The 22,069-nt window shown below is 48.6% G+C and carries 22 protein-coding genes; 21 read left to right on the plus strand and 1 reads right to left on the minus strand.

From position 1 onward, the window contains the following. Position 1: 1 nt before the first annotated feature. From gmk to MTR82_RS01355, 12 genes are all read left to right on the plus strand, one after another. The gene (gmk, locus tag MTR82_RS01300; protein WP_052651174.1) at positions 2 to 622 is read left to right on the plus strand and encodes a guanylate kinase; all 621 of its coding nucleotides are present in this window, start codon (positions 2 to 4) and stop codon (positions 620 to 622) included. Continuing rightward, the gene (gene rpoZ, locus MTR82_RS01305) at positions 622 to 846 is read left to right on the plus strand and encodes a DNA-directed RNA polymerase subunit omega (protein ID WP_052651176.1); all 225 of its coding nucleotides are present in this window, start codon (positions 622 to 624) and stop codon (positions 844 to 846) included. The genes gmk and rpoZ overlap by 1 nt, the downstream gene beginning before the upstream one ends. Before the next feature lie 74 nt (positions 847 to 920). Next, positions 921 to 2,126: a bifunctional phosphopantothenoylcysteine decarboxylase/phosphopantothenate--cysteine ligase CoaBC gene (gene coaBC / locus MTR82_RS01310; protein WP_246807445.1), complete on the plus strand. Its 1,206-nt coding sequence runs from the start codon at positions 921 to 923 to the stop codon at positions 2,124 to 2,126. Next, positions 2,116 to 4,512: a primosomal protein N' gene (gene priA / locus MTR82_RS01315; protein WP_246807446.1), complete on the plus strand. Its 2,397-nt coding sequence runs from the start codon at positions 2,116 to 2,118 to the stop codon at positions 4,510 to 4,512. Before coaBC ends, priA begins: the two co-directional genes overlap by 11 nt. Positions 4,513 to 4,530: 18 nt before the next feature. Next, positions 4,531 to 5,043, plus strand: coding sequence for a peptide deformylase (gene def, locus MTR82_RS01320; protein WP_246807447.1), 513 nt, complete (start codon positions 4,531 to 4,533; stop codon positions 5,041 to 5,043). Next, positions 5,040 to 5,972 (plus strand): methionyl-tRNA formyltransferase, encoded by a 933-nt coding sequence (gene fmt, locus MTR82_RS01325; RefSeq protein WP_246807448.1) that lies wholly within the window; start codon positions 5,040 to 5,042, stop codon positions 5,970 to 5,972. Before def ends, fmt begins: the two co-directional genes overlap by 4 nt. Beyond that, positions 5,969 to 7,312 (plus strand): 16S rRNA (cytosine(967)-C(5))-methyltransferase RsmB, encoded by a 1,344-nt coding sequence (gene rsmB, locus MTR82_RS01330; RefSeq protein ID WP_246807449.1) that lies wholly within the window; start codon positions 5,969 to 5,971, stop codon positions 7,310 to 7,312. Before fmt ends, rsmB begins: the two co-directional genes overlap by 4 nt. Before the next feature lie 32 nt (positions 7,313 to 7,344). Continuing rightward, positions 7,345 to 8,109 (plus strand): Stp1/IreP family PP2C-type Ser/Thr phosphatase, encoded by a 765-nt coding sequence (locus MTR82_RS01335; protein WP_052651184.1) that lies wholly within the window; start codon positions 7,345 to 7,347, stop codon positions 8,107 to 8,109. Positions 8,110 to 8,111: 2 nt separating this feature from the next. Beyond that, positions 8,112 to 10,091: a Stk1 family PASTA domain-containing Ser/Thr kinase gene (gene pknB, locus MTR82_RS01340; RefSeq protein WP_246807450.1), complete on the plus strand. Its 1,980-nt coding sequence runs from the start codon at positions 8,112 to 8,114 to the stop codon at positions 10,089 to 10,091. A 71-nt stretch (positions 10,092 to 10,162) separates the two neighbouring features. After that, entirely contained in the window at positions 10,163 to 11,059 is an 897-nt protein-coding gene (gene rsgA, locus MTR82_RS01345; protein ID WP_246807451.1) for a ribosome small subunit-dependent GTPase A, read from the plus strand. After that, a complete protein-coding gene (rpe, locus tag MTR82_RS01350) occupies positions 11,052 to 11,717 on the plus strand; it encodes a ribulose-phosphate 3-epimerase (protein ID WP_246807452.1) in 666 nt (221 codons plus the stop codon). Before rsgA ends, rpe begins: the two co-directional genes overlap by 8 nt. Further along, positions 11,714 to 12,382, plus strand: a complete 669-nt coding sequence (locus MTR82_RS01355; protein WP_246807453.1) for a thiamine diphosphokinase — start codon at positions 11,714 to 11,716, stop codon at positions 12,380 to 12,382. The genes rpe and MTR82_RS01355 overlap by 4 nt, the downstream gene beginning before the upstream one ends. Before the next feature lie 55 nt (positions 12,383 to 12,437). Here MTR82_RS01355 and rpmB read toward each other — a convergent pair whose 3' ends face one another. Then, complete coding sequence (gene rpmB / locus MTR82_RS01360) at positions 12,438 to 12,626, minus strand: 50S ribosomal protein L28 (protein ID WP_052651193.1); 189 nt, start codon at positions 12,624 to 12,626, stop codon at positions 12,438 to 12,440. Positions 12,627 to 12,845: 219 nt separating this feature from the next. Between rpmB and MTR82_RS01365 the strand changes: the two genes are divergently transcribed. The 9 genes from MTR82_RS01365 (at position 12,846) to fabG (ending at position 22,052) form a co-directional block, all read left to right on the plus strand. Beyond that, positions 12,846 to 13,208 carry an Asp23/Gls24 family envelope stress response protein gene (locus MTR82_RS01365; RefSeq protein ID WP_052651195.1) on the plus strand — a complete coding sequence of 121 codons (363 nt, stop codon included), beginning with the start codon at positions 12,846 to 12,848 and terminating at the stop codon, positions 13,206 to 13,208. Between the two features lie 18 nt (positions 13,209 to 13,226). Further along, positions 13,227 to 14,879, plus strand: a complete 1,653-nt coding sequence (locus tag MTR82_RS01370) for a DAK2 domain-containing protein (RefSeq protein ID WP_246807454.1) — start codon at positions 13,227 to 13,229, stop codon at positions 14,877 to 14,879. 224 nt (positions 14,880 to 15,103) lie between these two features. Continuing rightward, positions 15,104 to 15,766, plus strand: a complete 663-nt coding sequence (gene sdaAB / locus MTR82_RS01375; RefSeq protein WP_052651198.1) for an L-serine ammonia-lyase, iron-sulfur-dependent subunit beta — start codon at positions 15,104 to 15,106, stop codon at positions 15,764 to 15,766. 16 nt (positions 15,767 to 15,782) lie between these two features. After that, positions 15,783 to 16,682 carry an L-serine ammonia-lyase, iron-sulfur-dependent, subunit alpha gene (gene sdaAA / locus MTR82_RS01380; protein ID WP_246807455.1) on the plus strand — a complete coding sequence of 300 codons (900 nt, stop codon included), beginning with the start codon at positions 15,783 to 15,785 and terminating at the stop codon, positions 16,680 to 16,682. After that, positions 16,672 to 18,714, plus strand: coding sequence for an ATP-dependent DNA helicase RecG (gene recG / locus MTR82_RS01385; protein ID WP_246807456.1), 2,043 nt, complete (start codon positions 16,672 to 16,674; stop codon positions 18,712 to 18,714). Before sdaAA ends, recG begins: the two co-directional genes overlap by 11 nt. 90 nt (positions 18,715 to 18,804) lie before the next feature. Then, the gene (fapR, locus tag MTR82_RS01390) at positions 18,805 to 19,389 is read left to right on the plus strand and encodes a transcription factor FapR (RefSeq protein WP_246807457.1); all 585 of its coding nucleotides are present in this window, start codon (positions 18,805 to 18,807) and stop codon (positions 19,387 to 19,389) included. Further along, complete coding sequence (gene plsX / locus MTR82_RS01395; RefSeq protein WP_246807458.1) at positions 19,386 to 20,381, plus strand: phosphate acyltransferase PlsX; 996 nt, start codon at positions 19,386 to 19,388, stop codon at positions 20,379 to 20,381. The genes fapR and plsX overlap by 4 nt, the downstream gene beginning before the upstream one ends. After that, positions 20,374 to 21,309: an ACP S-malonyltransferase gene (fabD, locus tag MTR82_RS01400; protein WP_052651204.1), complete on the plus strand. Its 936-nt coding sequence runs from the start codon at positions 20,374 to 20,376 to the stop codon at positions 21,307 to 21,309. Before plsX ends, fabD begins: the two co-directional genes overlap by 8 nt. Next, a complete protein-coding gene (gene fabG, locus MTR82_RS01405; protein ID WP_246807459.1) occupies positions 21,306 to 22,052 on the plus strand; it encodes a 3-oxoacyl-[acyl-carrier-protein] reductase in 747 nt (248 codons plus the stop codon). Before fabD ends, fabG begins: the two co-directional genes overlap by 4 nt. Positions 22,053 to 22,069 lie beyond the last annotated feature (17 nt).

Below are 22,069 nucleotides of genomic sequence, written 5' to 3' on the forward strand. Positions count from 1 at the left end.
AATGAGAAAACAACGCGGACTTCTGATTGTACTATCAGGGCCTTCGGGTGTCGGCAAAGGCACCGTCAGGAAAGAGCTGTTCTCACAGCCGGATACAAATTATGAATATTCCATCTCGATGACGACGAGATCGCCGCGCGAAGGCGAAGTGGATGAAGTCGATTATTTCTTCAAAACCCGAAATGAGTTTGAAGAATTGATCGAACAGGACCAGCTGCTCGAATGGGCTGAGTTTGTCGGCAATTATTACGGCACACCGCTTGAGTACGTCAATAAAATGCGCGATGCCGGCCGGGATGTATTTCTTGAAATTGAAGTGCAGGGAGCGGCGCAGGTGCGTTCGAAAGTGCCGGATGGCCTCTTCATTTTCTTGGCGCCTCCGAGTTTGTCTGAACTGGAAGAGCGGCTGATCGGCCGGGGCACAGAAACGGACGAAGTGATTGCCTCGCGTCTCGGGGCTGCCCGCCAGGAACTTGAAATGATGAACTTATACGATTATGTTGTAGAAAACGATGAAGTTGAACATGCCTGTGACCGCATCAATGCCATCATCATCGCAGAACATTGCAAACGTGAACGTGTTGAAAAAAGATATTTTGATATGCTAAAGGAGAATGCCTGATGTTATACCCTTCTGTTGACAAACTAAAAACTCAAATCGATTCAAAATATTCACTGGTTGCGCTTGCTTCTAAGCGGGCACGCCAATTGCACGAACACGGCGACGAAAAGCTCGATAAATACGTTTCCCATAAGTCCGTCGGCAGAGCGCTTGAAGAAGTCGCTGCCGGAGCCCTAAAACCGGAACACCAAGATGAATTTGCAATTTATGAAGATGAAATTTAACGATTAATCGTAACCGACGACTCCCAGAGCAACTTTGTTCTTTGGGAGTTTGTTGTTTAGAAAGGGTGTTTATATTGTTGGCAAATCGTAAAATTCTATTGTGTGTAAGCGGAGGGATCGCCGTTTATAAAGCGGTTGCGCTTGTCAGCAAGCTATCCCAAGCGGGAGCTTCCGTCAAAGTGATCATGACCGAATCAGCCCGCCAATTTGTCCAGCCTTTATCTTTTCAAGTGATGTCGAGAAACGATGTCTATTTTGATACATTCGACGAAAAAGATTCATCAGTCATCGCCCATATCGATTTAGCGGATTGGGCAGATTTGATCCTCGTGGCTCCGGCAACAGCCAATGTCATCGGCAAACTGGCGAATGGCATCGGCGACGATATGGTCACAACGACGTTGCTCGCAGCCACGGCTCCTATATGGATGGCACCGGCGATGAATGTCCATATGTACGACCATCCGGCAGTTAAACGCAATATTCAGCAGCTTCATGAAGACGGTGTGCGCTTCATCGAACCTTCTGAAGGTTTTTTGGCATGCGGCTATGTTGGAAAAGGGCGTCTGGAAGAGCCTGAAAAAATTACCGCGCTGGTTGCAGATTTTTTTGCCGCCCCTAAACCATTGGCAGGCAAAAAAGTGGTCGTGACAGCAGGTCCCACAAGAGAACGGATAGACCCTGTACGTTTCTTGACGAATTTCTCAAGCGGCAAAATGGGCTATGCCATGGCCGAAGCGGCAGCGCAAATGGGAGCTGAAACGATTTTGATCAGCGGCCCTGTTTCCTTGCCAGTGCCAAATGGAGTTACCCGGATTTCCGTGGAAAGTGCAGCAGACATGCTGGAATCTGTCAAACTGCATTTCGATGATGCGGATATGGTCATTAAAACGGCAGCGGTTGCCGACTATCGCCCAATTGCCGTGCATCCCCAAAAGATGAAGAAACAAGAAGGCGGCTCAACAATTGAACTGGAGCGGACGGTCGATATTCTGCATTATTTGGGTGGACAGAAAATCCATCAATTATTGATCGGTTTTGCGGCGGAAACAAACGATGTGGCAAAATACGCTAAAGACAAACTTCAGCGAAAAAATGCCGATTATATCATTGCGAACGATGTCAGTGAAGCGCAGGCGGGCTTTGAATCCGATACAAACCGGGTGACTGTCTACGGCAAAGGCGGATTTGAACAGTCCTTTGAAATGATGCCGAAAGCAGAACTGGCACGCCAACTTTTAGCGATGATCCATGAACAGGAAGAGCGCCATGATCGCTGAAGTCATTGTCGACGTCGCCGCACATCCCATTGACCGGCCATTCGATTATGCAATTCCTGCACCCTTGCAAGTTTTAGTTGAACCGGGCATGCGGGTGAAAGTGCCATTTGGCAACCGCAAAGTCCTCGGGTTCATTACCGCGATAAAAGATACGACAGCGTTTGATCCGGCGCGCTTAAAGCCGATCCATGAATTGATGGACGTCGTGCCGGTGCTCAATGAAGAATTGTTGGACATGGCGAAATGGATGAAAAAGCAGACCGTCTGCTTTGAAATTGATGCCCTTCAAGTGATGATTCCTTCTGCGCTCCGGGCAAAATACGAAAAGCGTTTTGTGCTGAATGCACCGATCGAAGAAATTGCGGCGCCTTTGCAGGCCTATTTTGGCAAGCGGCCATTTGTCCGCGCCCAGGAAGCTGTCGAAGTCTATGGGTTATTGAAAAAAGAACTAGAAAAAGGCACGATTGTCGCAGACACGGATATCTCCCAGCAGACTGCTGTGAAAAAAGTCCGGATGATCCACATCACAGATTCGCTTGAAACATTGGAATCGATTGAAATCCGGCCGAATGCGAAACAGCAGCTGAAGTTAATGGACTATATGAAAGAGAATTTGGGAAAATCCATCGAATCTTCCCGGATGCAAAAAGATGCCGGCACCACTTTGCCGACAATTTACAGTTTGGTCGAAAAAGGGGCTGCTATCATCAATAATGAAGAGCTTTACCGGGATCCGAAATTGCAGTCGGAAATCGAACGAAAGCCTTCCTTGCAGCTGACGGATGCGCAGCAAATTGCTTTTGATGCAATCGACGGGTCGCTGAATACTTCCAAAACGTTCTTGCTTCACGGCATCACGGGAAGCGGAAAGACGGAAATTTATCTCCAGACCATCGACCAAGTGCTGAAAGAAGGCAAAGAAGCGATCATGCTGGTGCCGGAAATTTCGTTGACCCCGCAAATGACGCTGCGCTTTAAAGAACGTTTCGGCGATATGGTCGCGGTTCTGCACAGCGGATTGTCGGCTGGCGAAAAATACGACGAGTGGCGGAAAATCCAGCGCGGCGAAGTGAAAGTGGTGGTCGGTGCCAGATCGGCCATTTTTGCGCCTTTCCGTAACCTCGGCTTAATCATTCTGGATGAAGAACATGAATCCAGCTATAAACAGGACGACTCGCCGCGCTACCATGCGCGCGATGTGGCCATTTGGCGCAGTGAATACCATCAATGCCCGGTCATACTGGGCAGCGCCACGCCTTCTTTGGAATCCTATGCCCGTGCGCAAAAAGGGGTCTACGAACTTTTGGTGCTCGAGCAGCGAGCGAAAAATCAGCCGCTTCCCGAAGTCGAAATCGTCGATATGCGCGAAGAGCTTCGAAGCGGCAACCGATCGATGTTTTCTGTACCGCTCGCAGAAGCGATCCGGGAGCGGCTCGAACGGAAAGAGCAGATCGTCTTGTTCTTGAACAAACGCGGCTATTCTTCGTTTGTGCTGTGCCGGGACTGCGGCACAGTCATGCAATGTCCGAACTGCGACATTTCGCTTACGTACCACCGGTCTACGGAAATGATGAAATGCCATTATTGCGGATACGATGAGCCGGTGCCCCACACGTGCCCGGAATGCGAAAGCGAACATATCCGCTTTTTCGGAACAGGCACCCAAAAAGTGGAAGAAGAGCTGGCGCGTTTAGTTCCGGAAGCCCGGGTTCTCCGGATGGACGTCGATACGACACGCAATAAAGGCGCTCATGAAAAAATCCTTTCCGCATTCGGCGAAGGAAAAGCGGACATCCTCCTCGGCACGCAAATGATTGCAAAAGGGCTGGATTTCCCGAATATTACTTTAGTCGGCGTGTTATCCGCCGATACAACGCTTCATTTGCCGGATTTCCGGGCTGCAGAAAAAACGTACCAGCTGTTGACGCAAGTCAGCGGGAGAGCAGGGCGGGATGTTTTGCCGGGAACGGTTATTGTGCAATCCTATACACCGGAGCATTATGCGATCACTTTGGCAAAAGACCAATTGTATGAACCGTTTTATGACCGCGAAATGGCCATGCGCAGAGCAAGCGGCTATCCGCCTTATTATTACGTCGTGAATATCCAGTTTACCCATGAAGACTTGATGACAGCAGCATCCTATGCGGAGCAAACGGTGAGCTATTTAAAGGGGCAGCTGTCAGCAAATACGTTGATTATCGGCCCTTCAGCCTCGCTGATCGCCCGTGTCAATAATAGATATCGCTATCAATGTTTGATAAAATACAAAAAAGAACCGAAGTTGGCTGAAGTCATGCAGCAGTTGATTAAAATCTACCGCTCAGAATGGATTAAAAAAGGTGCGACCTTAGCAATCGATATGAATCCGACTTCCGTCATGTAAAGAAATGGAGAGAACAAAATGGCAATCCGAGATATAGTGAAACACCCGAACGAAATCCTTGAACAGAAATGCCTGCCAGTGACAAAGTTTGACAAGAAATTGGCGGTTTTATTGGATGATATGCATGAAACAATGGTTGAAAACGACGGCGTGGGCATTGCAGCACCGCAAGTCGGCGTGAATTTGCGCGTAGCCATCGTGGATTTTGCAGAAGGCCAGGAACCGATTGAAATGATCAACCCGAAACTTGTGTTATTTGAAGGGGAAGATACGGACGTCGAAGGATGCCTCAGCTTCCCTGGAATTTTCGGTGAAGTATCGCGCCCGGACCATATTAAGATCAAAGCGCAGGAACGCGACGGCTCCTGGTACGAATTGGAAGCTGAAGGCTACGAAGCACGTGCCATCCAGCATGAAATTGACCATTTAGACGGCATTTTGTTCACCTCGAAAATTTCCAATTACGTGACTCAGGAAGAATTGGATGCCATGATTGCAGAAGCGGCAGCTGAAGAGGAGGAGCAGATTTGACGAAAATCGTCTTTATGGGAACTCCGGCATTTTCTGCCCCAATCCTGCGCATGCTTGTAGAAGAAGGGTATGAAGTGGTGTCAGTGGTAACCCAGCCCGACCGTCCAGTCGGACGCAAAAAAGTTTTGACGCCGACTCCGGTAAAAGAAGAAGCCGTTCGTTTAGGGCTGCCCGTATATCAGCCGGAAAAACTAAAAAATTCCGAAGAGCTGCAGCATGTACTGGATTTGAAACCGGATTTGATCGTCACGGCTGCATTTGGCCAGATTTTGCCGACGGCCGTTTTAGAAGCGCCGAAACTCGGAGCGATCAATGTCCACGCATCATTGCTGCCAGCATATCGCGGCGGTGCCCCGATTCATCAGGCGATTATCGATGGCCAGACGGAAACCGGCGTAACGATCATGTATATGGTCGACCGTCTAGATGCAGGCGACATTATTTCCCAAACTACTGTTGAAATCGAAAAAACGGACCATACCGGCCGGATGTTCGAAAAGCTTAGTAAAGCCGGAACCCAACTGTTAAAAGAAACTTTGCCTTCTATTATAGAAGGAACGAATAAACGCATACCGCAAGAGGAAGAAAAAGTGACCTTTGCCCGCAATATTTCAAGGGAGCAGGAACGCATTGACTGGTCAAAATCGGCTCAGGCGATTTACAACCAAGTACGCGGATTGCACCCTTGGCCGGTCGCTTATACGACATTCCAAGAGGCGAATATGAAAATTTGGTGGACCGAAGAAGCCGATTCTTCGAAAAGCGGCAAACCCGGAGAAGTGGTCGAATTGGCCGATGAAGCGATTTTGGTGCAGACAGGCGAAGGAATTCTTGCCATTACCGAACTCCAGCCTGCTGGCAAAAAGCGGATGTCCGCGAAAGATTATTTAAAAGGACCGAAAATCCAGGTAGGAGATCGATTCGAATGAAAAACAAAAAACTTCACGGCAATGTCCGGGATGCCGCTTTTTCGATTCTTTGGGCAGTTGAGAACAAACAGGCATACAGCAACCTGCTTCTGCATCAAACCCTTGAAAATTATGGCATTTCAGCGAAAAACCGGGGCCTGCTGACGGAAATCACCTACGGCACCTTGCAGCATCAAATGACGCTTGATTATTATTTGGAGCCGTTTATCAAAGGGAAAATTGAGCCTTGGGTCCAAATCCTCTTAAGGCTGTCTCTTTACCAAATCGTTTACCTGGACCGGATTCCGTCGCATGCAGTCGTCCACGAAGCCGTGGAAATTGCCAAGCGGCGCGGCCACGGAGGAGTCGCTTCCTTAGTAAATGGCGTTCTCCGTTCCGTTCAGCGCGACGGCGTCCGTTCAGTTAATGAGATCAGTGATCCGGTTAAGAAAATTTCCATCGAGACGAGCCATCCTGAGTGGATGATCAAACGCTGGGCCGAGCAGTTCGGCCTCGAAAAAACGCGTGAAATGGCATTGGAAAACAATAAAATACCGGCACAGACGGTCAGAGTCAATACCGTAAAAGCGACACCGGAAGAAGTGATCGAAATGCTCGTTTCTGAAGGATTGGATGCTGTGCAAAGCCCGCTAGTGCCGGAATGCCTCATCGTATCAAACGGACAGCCGGCGAAGAGCCTGACTTTTGAAAAAGGGTTTATCACGATTCAAGACGAGAGCTCCATGCTGCCGGCTTATGCCCTGCAAGCGGGGCCCAACATGAAGATCCTCGATATGTGCGCCGCCCCTGGTGGAAAAACGACGCATATCGCTGAAAAGATGGGCAACCAAGGGCAGCTTTTTGCCATGGATCTCCATCCGCATAAAGTGAAATTGATTGATGAAACAGCAAAACGCTTAGGCCATTCGATTATCGAAACAGCTGCCGGAGATGGCAAGAAAAGCGTGGAGCGTTTTGGACCGGAGCAATTTGACCGGATCTTGGTAGATGCTCCTTGCAGCGGGCTTGGCGTCATCAAACGCAAGCCGGATATCAAATATTCCAAAACAGCCGATGATTTTTCACGGCTTCAGGATATCCAAGCCGACTTATTGGACCAAGCTGCGCAGCTGCTGAAGAAAGACGGCATTCTCGTCTACAGCACTTGTACAGTCGATTCGACTGAAAATCGGGGAACGGCTGAACGCTTCTTGAAAGAACATCCATACATGGAAAAAATGGAAGTTTCCCTGCCGGAAGCACTGGGGTTGAAAAATTCCGGGTTTGTCCAGGTATTCCCGCAGGATTTTGGAGGAGATGGATTTTTCATTTCCGCTTTCCGCAAAACGCAAACAAGTTAATTCACACAGGAAAAGATTTGATTTGAGGAGAAATGGGGTGTCGGGATTTGTATCAATACGTCATGGAAAGCGATACGGGAAAGAAAAGAAAAGTGAATGAAGACCGGGTAGCAGTCTTGAAAAGGCCTGAGGGGCTTATGCTTGCCATAGTAGCGGATGGGATGGGCGGCCATAACGCCGGAGATATTGCCAGCGAATTGACAGTCAGTACATTGAGCCGCTTGTTCAATGAAGAACAGCCGGATGCCTTCGTGTCGATCGAAAAGCGGAAATCCTGGCTTTCTTTGAATGTCCAATCGGTAAACCGGCTTGTCTATGAGTACGCAGAAACACATCCGGATTGCAAAGGGATGGGGACTACGCTAATCGCAGCCATTTTGGATAAAGAAGAATGCGTCATGTGCCATATCGGCGATAGCCGAGCTTACGTAATCGACGGATCGGTCGAGCAAGTCACACGGGACCATTCCTATGTCAATGTCTTGATCGACAACGGGGAAATCAGCGAAGCGGAAGCAGAAGACCATCCAAAGAAAAACTGGATCGTCAAAGCGCTAGGGACCGAACCGGATATTGACGGAGAAATCCTTCATTTTACCTTGGAAAATTATTCCTACTTGCTGATTTGTTCAGATGGTTTGAGCAATAAAATCTCAAAAGATGAAATCGCGTCGATCGTCCGTTCATCCAAGCCGCTTTCGCAAAAAGGGCAGGAGATGGTGAAGCTCGCCAATGATTTAGGAGGAGAAGACAATATCTCATTCGTTCTTCTGTCCTCAAAGGTTGAGGAGGTGTAGCCATGTTAATCGGCAGAAGCATAAATGGCCGCTATAAAATTTTAGAACTGATCGGCGGAGGCGGGATGTCCAACGTATATTTGGCCCACGACATGATCTTAGACCGCGATATTGCCATTAAAATTCTGCGCTACGATTTTTCAAATGAAGAAGAGCTGCGCCGGCGATTCCAGCGGGAAGCTTTGTCTACGACCAGTTTGGCACATCCGCATATCGTCAACATTTTCGATGTCGGCGAAGAAGGTTCACTGCATTACTTAGTCATGGAATATGTTCCAGGAAAAACCTTGAAAGAATACATAATCGACAATTCTCCCGTCGCGCCGGAACAGGCGGTCAAGATTATGAAACAGCTAGCATCTGCTTTGGCACATGCCCATCAAAACCAGATTGTCCACCGGGACATTAAGCCTCAAAACATTTTGATGGACGCGGAAGGAAACGTCAAAATTTCGGATTTTGGAATCGCGATGGCTTTAAGCGCCACGTCCTATACTCAGACCAATTCCGTGCTTGGAACGGTCCATTATTTATCGCCTGAACAAGCGCGGGGCGGCACCGCCAATAAAAAATCGGATATTTACTCTCTAGGAATTGTCATGTTCGAATTGTTGACAGGAAAATTGCCATTTTCGGGAGAATCGGCCGTCTCCATTGCGTTAAAGCATCTTCAGACCGAAACGCCTTCGTTGCGTGAAATTGTTCCGGGCATGCCTCAAAGTTTGGAAAACGTCGTGTTGAAGGCCACGGCCAAAAATCCGCAGCACCGCTATCAATCTGCCAGCGAGCTGGAGGAGGATTTGTCGACGGTGCTGCTGCCTGAACGTTTGGATGAACCGAAGTTTTCAGCTCCTATTGATGAAGACGCCACCCGGGCCATGCCAGCGATCAAAGACCCCGCGGTATACGGCAGCGTCGAAGAAACGAAAACAATAGCGCCGGTGAGCAAAAAAGAACCGGCAAAAAAACCGGTTGAACCGCCGCCGAAGAAAAAGAAGAAAAAGTGGCCTTGGATAGTGGGCATAGCAGTATTTTTAATTTTGGCAGGGTTAATTGTGGCAATCGCATTTCCGGATCTATTCGGACCGCGTCAAGTAGCGGTGCCGGACGTCACAGACATGGAACGCGACGAAGCGATTGAAGAATTGCGTTCGCTTGGATTTGTCATCGGAGAAGAAAAAGAGCAGACCTCGGAAGAAGTGGCCGAAGGCCGGGTGGTGAGGACGATACCGGAAGCCGGTAAAATGCGCAACCGCGAATCTGAAATCCAGCTGTTCATCAGCACAGGAAAAGAAAAAGCGGAACTTGCCGATTATGTCGGACGCACGATTGACCAAGCCCGGGAACTGCTGGGAGAACAGAATTATAAATCGATCGACCAAGAAGAAGAATTCTCGGATGAACCGGCTGGAACCATTTTGAGCCAAAAGCCTGAAGCAGGGACTGAAGTCATCATTTCGGAAACGGAAATTGAATTTACGGTCAGCAAAGGCAAAGACATGCGGGAAGTCCAGAACCTATCCGGCTTTACGGAAGTGGACCTCAATGAATATGCGCGTTCATCCGGATTTAACATTCGGATTGTTGATGAAGCCCCGTCTGATTCGGTTGCAGCCGGAGTCGTTTTATCACAGGACCCGGCTGCCGGAGAAGAACTCGAAGCAGGCAGCGATATTTTAGTGACGGTTTCGTCTGGCCCGGCTGCATTGCCGATGAAAACGTATATCCACACGATCCAGATTCCATATGAGCCGGCTGAACCGGCAGCTGAAGGGGAACCGGCCGTAGAACAAAAAGTTGCCGTCTATATCCAGGATGAAAATACGACCATGGCTGAACCTGCAGAGGAATTTACCATTACAGAAGACACTTCGCGCCGCATCGAATTGCAGATTGCCGAAGGGAAAAGTGCGGTTTATCGAATTGTGCGCGACGACCGCGTTATTGAAGAAGAAACAATTGCCTATAATTCAGTGGAATAGCCGATTCAAAGAAACGCCCTCTTTTCCAAAAAGAGGGGATTTCTTTACCTCAATTTAAAAGGAGTGAAAGCATGCCGAAAGGTCAAATCAGAAAAGCGTTAAGCGGGTTTTATTATGTATTGGACGACGATGGAGACCGCTACATTCAATGCAGAGGGCGCGGAGTCTTCCGCAATCGCCAAATTTCGCCGCTTGTTGGAGACTACGTCGATTACAAAGCGGACAACGATTTGGAAGGGACGATTCTGCACGTATACGAACGCAAAAATGAGCTTGTCCGTCCGCCTATTTCAAATGTTGATCAAGCCATTCTCGTTTTTTCGGCCAAGCAGCCGGATTTCCATCCACTCCTATTGGACCGCTTTTTGACGGCGATCGAATCGCATTCCATCGAGCCGATCATTTGCTTAACGAAAATGGATTTGCTGAAAGAAGAGGAACAAGAGCGGATCAGTGAATTTATTGCGGATTATGAAAAAATTGGCTATGAAGTCATTCCAACCTATAAAGGAGACGCTGAGCTCCAGGAGCGGCTCATGCCTACTTTAGAAGGAAAAGTCAGCGTTCTTGCTGGCCAGTCCGGTGTAGGGAAATCGACGCTGTTGAATACGATTTTGCCTTCATTGGAATTGAAGACAGACGATATTTCAAAAGCGTTGAACCGCGGGAAGCACACCACCCGCCATGTGGAATTGATTGAAGTGAACGGAGGCTTGCTGGCAGATACGCCGGGATTCAGTTCATTTGAATTTGATACGATGGAAAAAGAAGAGCTTTCAGCGTGTTTCCCTGAAATGGCGGAAAAGTCGAATGACTGCAAATTCCGGGAATGCCTTCACCTGAATGAACCGAAATGCGCCATAAAAGCAGCCGTGGAAACCGGAGAAATCAAAGATTACCGCTACAAACATTATTTGAAGTTTTTAGAAGAAATTATGAGCCGAAAGCCGAGGTATTCAAATGATTAAAATTGCACCTTCTATATTAGCAGCAGATTTTTCAAAACTGGGCGAAGAAGTCCGCGAAGTTGAGGCGGCGGGAGCAGACTGGATCCACATTGATGTAATGGACGGCCATTTTGTGCCAAATATTTCGTTTGGAGCCGTCGTGATGGACGCAATCCGGCCGTTGACGAACTTGCCGTTCGACGTCCATTTGATGATTGAGAACGCAGACCGCTACATCGAGGATTTTGCTAAAGCAGGAGCCGATTACATCACGGTCCATGTGGAAGCGAGCCCTCATTTGCATCGAACGATCCAATTGATCCGTTCGTTCGGCGTTAAACCGGGAGTGGTTTTAAATCCGCATACGCCGGTGGAAGCGATTTTGCCGATTCTGGAAGACATCGATCTTGTGTTGTTCATGACGGTCAATCCGGGCTTCGGCGGCCAGAAATTCATTGAATCGGTTGTGCCGAAAGTGGAGCAATTGTCGAAGATTATCCAAGACAAAGGCTTGTCCATCGACATTGAAATTGATGGCGGCATCAATGAAGAAACCATTATTCCATGTGCGAAAGCCGGAGCGAATGTATTCGTGGCAGGATCTGCGATCTACAGCAAACCGGACCGCGCTGCAGCATTGCAGAAAATCAAGAAGGCTGGAGAAGAGGCGATTTCGTGATTGTCGTTGTGACAGCAGGGGGCCCTCGTTCCGAAATGCCGGATTTCTCGGAATGGAAAGAGGCTGCGTTTATTGGCGTCGATGCTGGCACAGTCGTGCTGCTGGACCAAGGCATCCGCCCAATTGCTGCAGTCGGCGATTTTGATTCGGTGACAGAAGAAGAGATGCAGCGGATTGAAGCGCTGTTTCCGGCTCTTGACCGGGCAGCGGCCGAAAAAGACGAGACCGACACAGAACTCGCATTGGTGAAGGCGATGGAGTTTTCGCCCCGCCAAGTGATCGTTACAGGAGTGACGGGAGGCAGGCTGGACCATTATATGAGTTCGCTGCATGCCGTCTACCGGATGCAGCAAGAATTTCCGGATACGGAATTCATGCTGGTCAACCGGCAGAACCGCATCCGTTTCCTGTCGCCGGGATCACACCGTGTGCAAGCCGATAAAAAATACCGCTATATTTCTTTTTATCCGTTTGCCGAAACAGTCGAAGGATTTTCATTAACCCATTTCAAATACGAAGTTGCCGATGAAACCCTATCTTTCGGCTCTACCCGTTTTATCAGCAATGAACTGGAAACAGAAGGCATCGTCGCCTTTTCGAAAGGCAGCTGTGCGATGATTGAAAGTTCGGATAGAGTGGACGAGTTGGAACAAAGCAATAAATGAACGCATGAAAAAATGCCAGGCTGACAGAAGTCAATCTGGCATTATTCATGAGCGATTATACGCGCTCAACTTTTCCTGATTTCAATGCTCTTGCAGAAACCCATACACGTTTCGGTTTACCGTCTACAAGGATACGAACTTTTTGAAGGTTTGCTCCCCATGTACGTTTTGTCGAATTCAACGCGTGTGAACGGGCGTTTCCAGAACGAGCTTTGCGTCCACTAACTGCACATACTTTAGGCATGTAAGTCCCTCCTCACAAGTGAAGCTGAAAATTATAATAGAATTTCAGTTCGTTTTTCGTTTCACATACTTTAATAATTTACCACACACATTATCGCTTTGCAACTAATTTTGAGGGTCTTTCAAGAAAAAAACCTTTACACCCTAAACGGCGGCTTTTCTTGTATAATGGTTTCATGTAGAATGGAAGAAGTGAAATAGGACTCAAGGAGGAATTCTCATGTCGATTGAATTAAAGAACGAATATGGCCAAATCGATATTTCCAATGATGTAATTGCGCAAATCGCTGGAGGGGCTGCTATCGAATGCTACGGAATTGTGGGCATGGCGACGAAGCATCAGATCCGCGACGGATTAACCGATATCCTGCGAAAAGAAAATTTTGCTAAAGGGGTCATTGTCCGCCAAGAAAATGGCGACTTGGCAATCGATATGTATGTCATCATCAGCTACGGCACAAAGATTTCTGAAGTCGCTTATCAAGTGCAGTCCAAAGTCAAATATACGATAACCAAAACGCTTGGCATGCCAGTCAAGGCAGTTAATATTTATGTTCAAGGGGTTCGCGTCACGAACCCGTAAGAGGAGGAAAAAACGGCTATGAAGTCATTAAATGGAATTCAATTCGCGGAAATGGTACAGATGGGATCTCACCATCTGTTCCAGAATGCGGACTATGTAGATGCGTTAAATGTATTCCCGGTGCCGGACGGCGATACCGGAACCAATATGAACTTGTCGATGACGTCGGGCGCAAAAGAGACAAAAGCGAACGCAGAAGAACACATCGGCAAAACGGCAGGGGCTTTATCCAAAGGGCTCTTGATGGGCGCGCGGGGGAACTCGGGCGTTATCCTTTCGCAATTATTCCGCGGATTCGGCAAATACATTGCAAACGAATCCGAACTTTCTGCAGCGAAATTGGCAGAAGCGCTTCAGCATGGAGTGGAAACAGCTTACAAAGCCGTGATGAAACCGGTTGAAGGAACTATTTTAACCGTTGCAAAAGATGCAGCTGCCAAAGGAATGGAGCTGGCGAATAAAGAAGAAGATATTGTTGTTTTATTTGAAGCGGTGGTAGCGGAAGCGAAAGCTTCACTAGAACGCACACCGGACTTGCTTCCGGTATTGAAAGAAGTCGGCGTTGTCGACAGCGGAGGCCAAGGGCTTGTTTATGTTTACGAAGGATTTTTGGCATGCCTAAAAGGCGAACAGCTGCCAGAAAAGCATGCCCATAATACAATGGACGATCTTGTGAGTGCGGAGCACCATAAAAACATCGCCGGCTTCATGGATACAGCTGATATTAAATTCGGTTATTGCACAGAATTTATGGTGAAATTCGAAGAAGGCAAAAAAGAATTCAATGAAGCTGCTTTCCGCACGGATTTAAGTGAATATGGAGATTCGCTTCTGGTCATTTCAGACGATGAAATCGCAAAAATCCATATCCATTCGGAAGAGCCTGGAAAAGTTCTTACATATGGACAAAACTATGGCAGCCTGATCAGCATGAAGATTGAAAATATGCGCCAGCAGCATATCGATATTGTGGGGGAAGGCTTCCAAAAAGCACAGCCGGCTGCAGCAACTTCGCATCCGTACGCTGTCGTCACCGTAGCGATGGGCGAAGGGATTGCGGAACTTCTCCGCAGCATTGGCGCTTCTTATGTGATTGAAGGCGGGCAAACGATGAACCCTTCTACAGAAGACATCGTGAATGCCATCCGTTCGATCAATGCGGAACGCGTACTGATTTTGCCGAACAATAAAAACATCATCATGGCAGCGGAGCAAGCAGCAGAATTGCTGGATATCGAAGCGGCAGTCGTGCCGACAAAAGACGTGCCGCAAGGAATGTCTGCGCTTCTCGCTTTCAATCCAGAAGCATCGGTCCAGGAAAACCTTCAATTGATGGAGAATGCATCGAAACAAGTGAAATCAGGATCTGTGACTTTTGCAGTCCGCGATACGTCGATTGACGGCATCGAAATCAAAAAAGATGACTTCATGGGCATCTCGGAAGGCAAAATCGTCATTTCGGATTCCGACCTTGAACGGGTCACAGAAGAATTGGTGGCAAAGCTGATTGATGAAGATTCGGAAATTGTCACGATTCTTTACGGAGAAGACACGACGGAAGAAGCGGCTGAAGCGTTAGGCAGCTTTATCGAATCGTTAAATGATGAGGTAGAAGTAGAGATTCATAACGGAAAACAGCCGTTATATCCCTATATTATTTCTGTGGAATAGAAACGAGAAAGGGCTGGCCTGCAAGTCGACTAACGACTTATTGGCCAGCCCTTTATTTCGAATAAAGCGGAGCAGAATAAGATTGCTGTTGTATCGCTGCACTAGTTTCACTACTAAAGGAGCTGCCCGAATTTACTTTTGGGGCAATTCCTTTTATTTTTGTTAAATAGCTCAAAATCATGTAAACTGAAGCTATAAGTAACTGATAGAAAGGGGTTTGGGCCATGAAGTTCAAATCTGTTTTTGATATTATAGGGCCGGTCATGATCGGCCCTTCTTCTTCGCATACAGCAGGAGCTGCGCGAATTGGACGAGTGGCGAGAGATTTATTCGGCCGGCAGCCGAAATGGGCGAAAATCCATTTATACGGGTCATTTGCTGAAACCTATAAAGGCCACAGCACGGATGTAGCGATTGTGGGTGGATTATTGGATTACGATACATTTGATGAACGCATCAAAACTTCGTTTGAAGAAGCGGAAAAGCTGGGGATGAGTTTTGAATTCATACCGGAAACGGGCCATGTGGACCATCCGAATACCGCGCGCATCGTTATTGGCGATGAACGGTCTGAAATGTCGTTGATGGGCATTTCCATAGGCGGCGGCAAAATAGAGATTACGGAATTGAACGGCTTTCCACTGCGATTGTCCGGAAACCATCCGGCCATCCTGGTGGTTCATGAAGACCGGTCGGGCTGTATTGCAAACGTAGCAAATTGTTTATATAAATACGACATCAACATCGGGCATATGGAAGTTTCACGCAAAGAAAAAGGGCATATGGCATTGATGGTCATCGAAATCGACCAGAATGTCGATCGGGCGATTTTGGATGAACTTTCGGAACTGCCGAATATCACGCAAGTGACAAGAATTGCCGATTGAGAAGGGGGTTTCAACTGTGGAAGCATTATTTCGCAATGTACGTGAATTAGTTGAACGAGCGGAACAGGAAAATAAATTGATTTCAGAAATTATGATTGAACAAGAGATGCTATTGATGGACCGGTCACGGGAAGACATCATGAAACAGATGGACCGCAACTTGACCGTCATGGAAGAAGCCGTTGAAAAAGGCTTGAACGGCGTCCATTCCGTTTCCGGGTTAACCGGCGGAGATGCTGTCTTGCTGCAGGAATATATGAAAAAAGGAAATGCCTTGTCGGGCGACCTTTTGCTTGATGCTGTCAGCAAAGCAGTGGCGACAAATGAAGTAAACGCAGCGATGGGCACTATTTGTGCGACCCCGACTGCAGGATCTGCCGGCGTTGTGCCAGGAACGCTGTTTTCGGTGAAAAACAAATTAAATCCAACGCGTGAGCAAATGATCCGGTATTTATTTACATCGGGAGCCTTCGGTTTTGTCGTGGCAAACAATGCATCCATCTCAGGGGCTGCCGGCGGATGCCAGGCGGAAGTCGGATCGGCGGCAGCGATGGCTGCGGCGGCAATTGTGGAAATGGCTGGCGGAACACCGCAGCAATCATCCGAAGCTTTTGCGATTACAATGAAGAACATGCTCGGCCTTGTCTGCGATCCAGTGGCGGGATTAGTGGAAGTGCCGTGCGTGAAACGGAATGCCATGGGCGCCGCAAATGCCGTCGTAGCAGCTGATATGGCGCTTGCCGGCGTAACAAGCCGCATTCCTTGCGACGAAGTGATCGGCGCAATGTTTGAAATCGGCCAATCGATGCCAAGCGCTTTGCGGGAAACGGCTAAAGGCGGTTTGGCTGCAACGCCTACGGGCAAATGGCTGGAGTCCAAAATTTTTGGTGGAGCAGTGGTAGGCAGTGGGCAGTAAAGATTCTGTCGCCACGTTAAAAGGGGTCGGCAAACAAGCTGCCGAAACACTTCAGGAAATGAAAATTGAAACGATCCATGACCTTATCATGACGTTTCCTTACCGCCATGAAGATTTTCAGCTGAAAGATTTGGCTGATACGCCTCATAATGAACGGGTAACAGTGGAGGGAAGGGTCGAAAGTGAACCTTCCGTCCTTTTTTTAGGGAAGAACAAATCCCGGACGCAAGTGCAAGTGATGGTCGGCCGGCACCTCATCAAAGCGATTTTCTTTAACCAGCCATATGTTAAAGCGAAATTGCATATTGGCGAAATTGTTACGTTGACCGGCAAATGGGACCGGGGCCGCCAAGTGATTACGGTGTCCAGCCATACAATCGGACCTCGCACGGACGGAGTGGATTTTGAACCGGTCTATAGTTTGAAAGGCAGCATCTACCAAAAAACGTTCCGCAAATTGATGCGGCAAGCATTGGATATTGCGAAAACCGATTTGGAAGATTGTTTGCCTGAAAGCCTGCGGCAAAATTACCACTTGATGTCCGTCGGCGAAGCGCTGGAATGGATCCATTTTCCGACGGACGGCGAAGCGTTAAAGCAAGCGAGGCGCCGCTTTGTCTATGAAGAATTATTGATGTTCCAATTGAAAATGCAAGCGCTCCGAAAAAAGAACCGGGAAGAAGAAGGCGGCTCGTTTATCGATTACGATTTAAATCGCCTCAAAGAATTTATTCAGGCCTTGCCGTTCGATTTGACGGACGCCCAAAAGCGGGTCGTCAATGAAATCTGCAAAGACATGAAAGAGCCTTTCCGCATGAACCGGCTTTTGCAAGGCGACGTAGGATCCGGGAAAACGGTCGTTGCGGCCATTACTTTATATGCGGCAGTGACGGCAGGTCTTCAAGGTGCATTGATGGCGCCGACTGAAATTCTAGCGGAGCAGCATGCCAATACGCTCGCCCAGTGGTTCGAACCGTTCGGGCTGAATATTGCATTGTTGACGGGATCCGTCAAAGGGAAGAAACGCCAATTGATTCTGGAAAGCCTGGCGGCAGGCGAGATCCACATTTTGATCGGGACGCACGCGTTGATTCAGCCGGATGTGCGCTTTAGAAAGTTGGGCCTGGTCATCACGGATGAGCAGCACCGTTTCGGCGTCGACCAACGGAGAGTCCTGAAAGACAAAGGCTATAATCCGGATGTGCTGTTTATGACGGCTACTCCGATTCCGAGAACGTTAGCGATTTCCGCTTTCGGGGAAATGGATGTGTCGGTGATCGACGAAATGCCGGTCGGCCGAAAAGAAATCCAGACCTTTTGGATGAAGAAAGACATGTTCGGCAAAATTGTCGGCCGAATGGAAAAAGAGCTGGCTGCGGGACGGCAAGCATATGTCATCTGCCCGCTGATCGAAGAATCCGACAAACTGGATTTCCAAAATGCAGTCGATTTATTCCAGCAGCTTTCAAGCTATTTCCACGGCAAACATACGGTGGGATTGATGCACGGACGTTTGCCGGCGGACGAAAAAGAAGAAACGATGCGCTCGTTCACAGAAGGCGAAATTGCCGTCCTCGTTTCTACCACAGTGGTCGAAGTCGGAGTGAATGTCCCGAATGCCACGTTCATGCTGATTTACGACGCTGAGCGTTTTGGCTTGTCGCAGCTCCACCAATTGCGCGGACGGGTCGGACGCGGCAGCAACCAGTCGTTCTGTGTGTTGTTGGCAGATCCAAAGACGGAAGTCGGCAAAGAACGGATGACTTCCATGACGGAAACGAATGACGGTTTTGTGCTTGCGGAAAAAGATTTGCAGCTTCGCGGTCCTGGGGATTTCTTTGGCCGAAAGCAAAGCGGACTGCCCGAGTTTAAAATGGCCGATCTCGTGCATGATTACCGGGCGCTTGAAACAGCCCGAAAAGATGCGGAAACAATGATTAACAGTGAAGAATTCTGGGTCAGCGAAGAGACAAGGTGCCTACGCGAACAATTGGAAGAATCGGGAGCGCTGGCTCTTGGCAGGCTCGATTAAGAATGCAGGGACTCAGATAATCCTTGCATTCTTTTTTTGTTGTTTATATACTCATATTAGTACCAAGTGCTAATAGCGGGCGGTGACAATGTGAAAAGACCTAAAAAAATACGGCAGGAAGCGCTGGTCCAGTCAATCAAAGAAAACCCGTTTGTAACAGACGAGGAGTTGGCGGCGGAGTTCAGCGTCAGCGTGCAGACGATCCGGCTTGACCGCCTGGAATTATCCATTCCGGAACTTCGGGAACGGATTAAGCACGTAGCCGTAAAAACATTTGATGACGAAGTGAAATCGTTGCCGATCGATGAAGTGATCGGCGAAATCATAGATATAGAATTGGATGAGCGAGCGATCTCGATATTTGATGTGAAGCCGGAGCATGTTTTCCAGCGCAACCAGATTGCCCGCGGACACCACTTGTTTGCCCAGGCGAATTCCTTGGCAGTTGCCGTAATGAACGACGAATTGGCTTTGACGGTCAAGTCCGAGCTCCAATTCCTGAAGCCGGTCAAAGCGGGGCAGCGGCTGGTAGCGAAGGCGCAAGTAGTGGATCGCAATCCGGAAAAGAATCGGGCTTATGTAAAAGTCGTTTCTTCGGTGGATCAAGTGACCGTTTTTATCGGTACATTTGAGATGTACCGAATGACAGAACAAAGTGAAGGTGACGAAGAGTGAAAATAGCAGTAGATGGAATGGGCGGAGACAACGCCCCGAAAGAAATCATAGAAGGCGTCTATAAGGCATTGGACGAGTTTCCGGATGTGGCGGTGCAGCTATACGGCCATCAGGAAAAAATGCAGCCTTACCTAAAAGACCATGAGCGCCTGGAAATCATTCATTGCGAAGAAGTGATCGAAGGAACGGATGATCCGGTTCGCGCCGTTCGAAGAAAAAAAGATTCTTCCATGGTGAAAATGGCGCAAGCTGTCAAAGAGCAGCGGGCGGATGCCTGCGTCAGTGCAGGGAATACAGGGGCTTTAATGGCTGCCGGCTTGTTTGTCGTCGGACGGATTGAAGGAGTAGACCGTCCGGCGTTGGCGCCAACATTGCCGACGATGGACGGACAAGGTTTCGTCATGCTTGATATGGGAGCGAATGCGGAAGCGCGGCCGGAACATTTAGTCCAGTATGCCGTCATGGGCAGCATCTATGCTGAAAAAGTGAGAGGGATCCAAAATCCCCGGGTTGGCTTGCTAAATATCGGCACGGAAGAGAAAAAAGGAAATGATTTGACGAAAGCGGCCTTTCCGCTGCTTAAAGAAGCGCCGGTCAATTTTATTGGCAACGTCGAATCCCGTGATTTATTGAACGGCGCAGCGGATGTCGTGGTGACGGATGGATTTACCGGTAATATGGTATTGAAAACGATCGAAGGCACGGCGATGAATGTCTTCTCTATGATTAAAAAGGTCTTTATGTCATCTGCCAAAACAAAAGTGGCGGCATTTCTCGTAAAAGACGAAATCGGCGGGCTGAAAGGCATGCTGGATTATAGCGAATACGGCGGTGCCGGGTTGTTCGGGCTGAAAGCGCCAGTGATTAAGGCGCACGGGTCATCCAATTCCACGGCTTTGTTTAATGCGATCCGCCAAACCCGCACGATGGTGGAATTTGATGTGACGGGAACGATTTACAGTACGCTGAAAAAGGAGAGCCAAGATGAGTAAAATTGCATTTATTTTCCCTGGGCAAGGTTCTCAGGCCGTCGGGATGGGCGAAAGCTTCCTATCGGATGAAACTAGCAGAAGCTTTTTTGATCGAGCGGACGAGGCGCTAAGCGTCAATTTATCGGAACTGATGCTTGAAGGGCCTCAAGAAAATTTAACACTTACATACCATGCACAGCCGGCACTGCTGACTGTCAGCGCCATGATTACCGAACGATTGAACCGTGCCGGCATCGTGCCGGACTATACGGCCGGCCATAGCTTGGGTGAATACAGCGCGCTAGTTGCATCAGGCGTTTTGCCTTTTGAAGAAGCGGTCAGCATTGTCCATAAACGCGGATTGTTCATGAATGAAGCGGTTCCGGCAGGCGAAGGAACGATGGCTGCGATTTTGGGAATGGACAGCGAAGCACTGGAAAAAGTGACAAACGAAGTAACAGATACGGACGGTGTAGTGCAATTAGCCAATTTAAACTGTCCGGGGCAAATTGTTATTTCCGGAACAAAAGCCGGCGTTGAAAAAGCTTGCGCCGTTGCGAAAGAACGCGGGGCTAAACGGGCGATTCCGTTGGATGTCAGCGGTCCCTTCCACTCAGAATTGATGCGTCCGGCTTCGCAGGATCTGTCTAAAGTGCTTAGCCAGATTTACTTAAAAGATGCCGAAATTCCGGTCATCACAAACGTTGCGGCGAAAAGCGAAACGCACGCAACGCAATTCCAGGACTTGCTTGTGCGCCAATTGTATTCTCCGGTTTTATGGGAACAGTCAGTGCGTGAAATGATCGACCTTGGCGTTACAGTTTTCGTTGAAGTCGGACCGGGAAAAGTCCTAAGCGGGCTGGTGAAGAAAATCGACCGGTCGGTGAAGACATTGCCGGTCTATGACCTGGAATCATTTGAAAAAGCGGTAGAGGAGCTGGGAAAATGAGCAAACTGGCAGGCAAAACGGCCATCGTTACGGGGGCGTCGAGAGGAATCGGCGCTGAAATCGCCCGCAGATTTTCAGAAGCCGGCGCAAAAGTGGTTGTAAACTATAGCGGAAGCCAAGAAAAAGCGGAAGCGGTTGTAGCGGATATCCGGGCAAACGGCGGCGAAGCCATTGCCGTGAAAGCGAATGTTTCCGATTCCGATGCGGTCAAAGCGATGATCGAGGAAACAATGAAAGCTTTTGGATCCATTGATGTTCTCGTCAACAATGCGGGCATTACGCGCGATAACTTGATGATGCGCATGAAAGACGACGAATGGGATGACGTGATCAATACGAACTTAAAAGGCGTCTTCATTTGCACGAAAGGCGTTACGCGCCAAATGATGAAACAGCGGTCAGGCAGAATCATCAACATTGCGTCGATTGTCGGCGTCATGGGCAACGCCGGGCAGGCAAATTATGTAGCTGCCAAAGCGGGCGTGATCGGCTTGACGAAGACAACTGCACGGGAACTGGCAAGCCGCAATATTACAGCTAATGCGGTAGCGCCCGGATTCATCACAACGGATATGACCGATGCTTTAGGGGAAGATATCCAAAAAACGATGCTGGCCCAAATTCCATTAGGGCGTTTTGGCAAACCGGAAGAAGTTGCGAAGGCGGCATTGTTCCTGGCATCTGACGATTCATCTTATATGACGGGCCAGACGCTTCATCTTGATGGCGGAATGGTCATGTAGCAGGAAATTTTGTATAC

It is taken from the genome of Planococcus ruber (assembly GCF_022819085.1).
GTDB lineage: Bacteria > Bacillota > Bacilli > Bacillales_A > Planococcaceae > Planococcus > Planococcus ruber.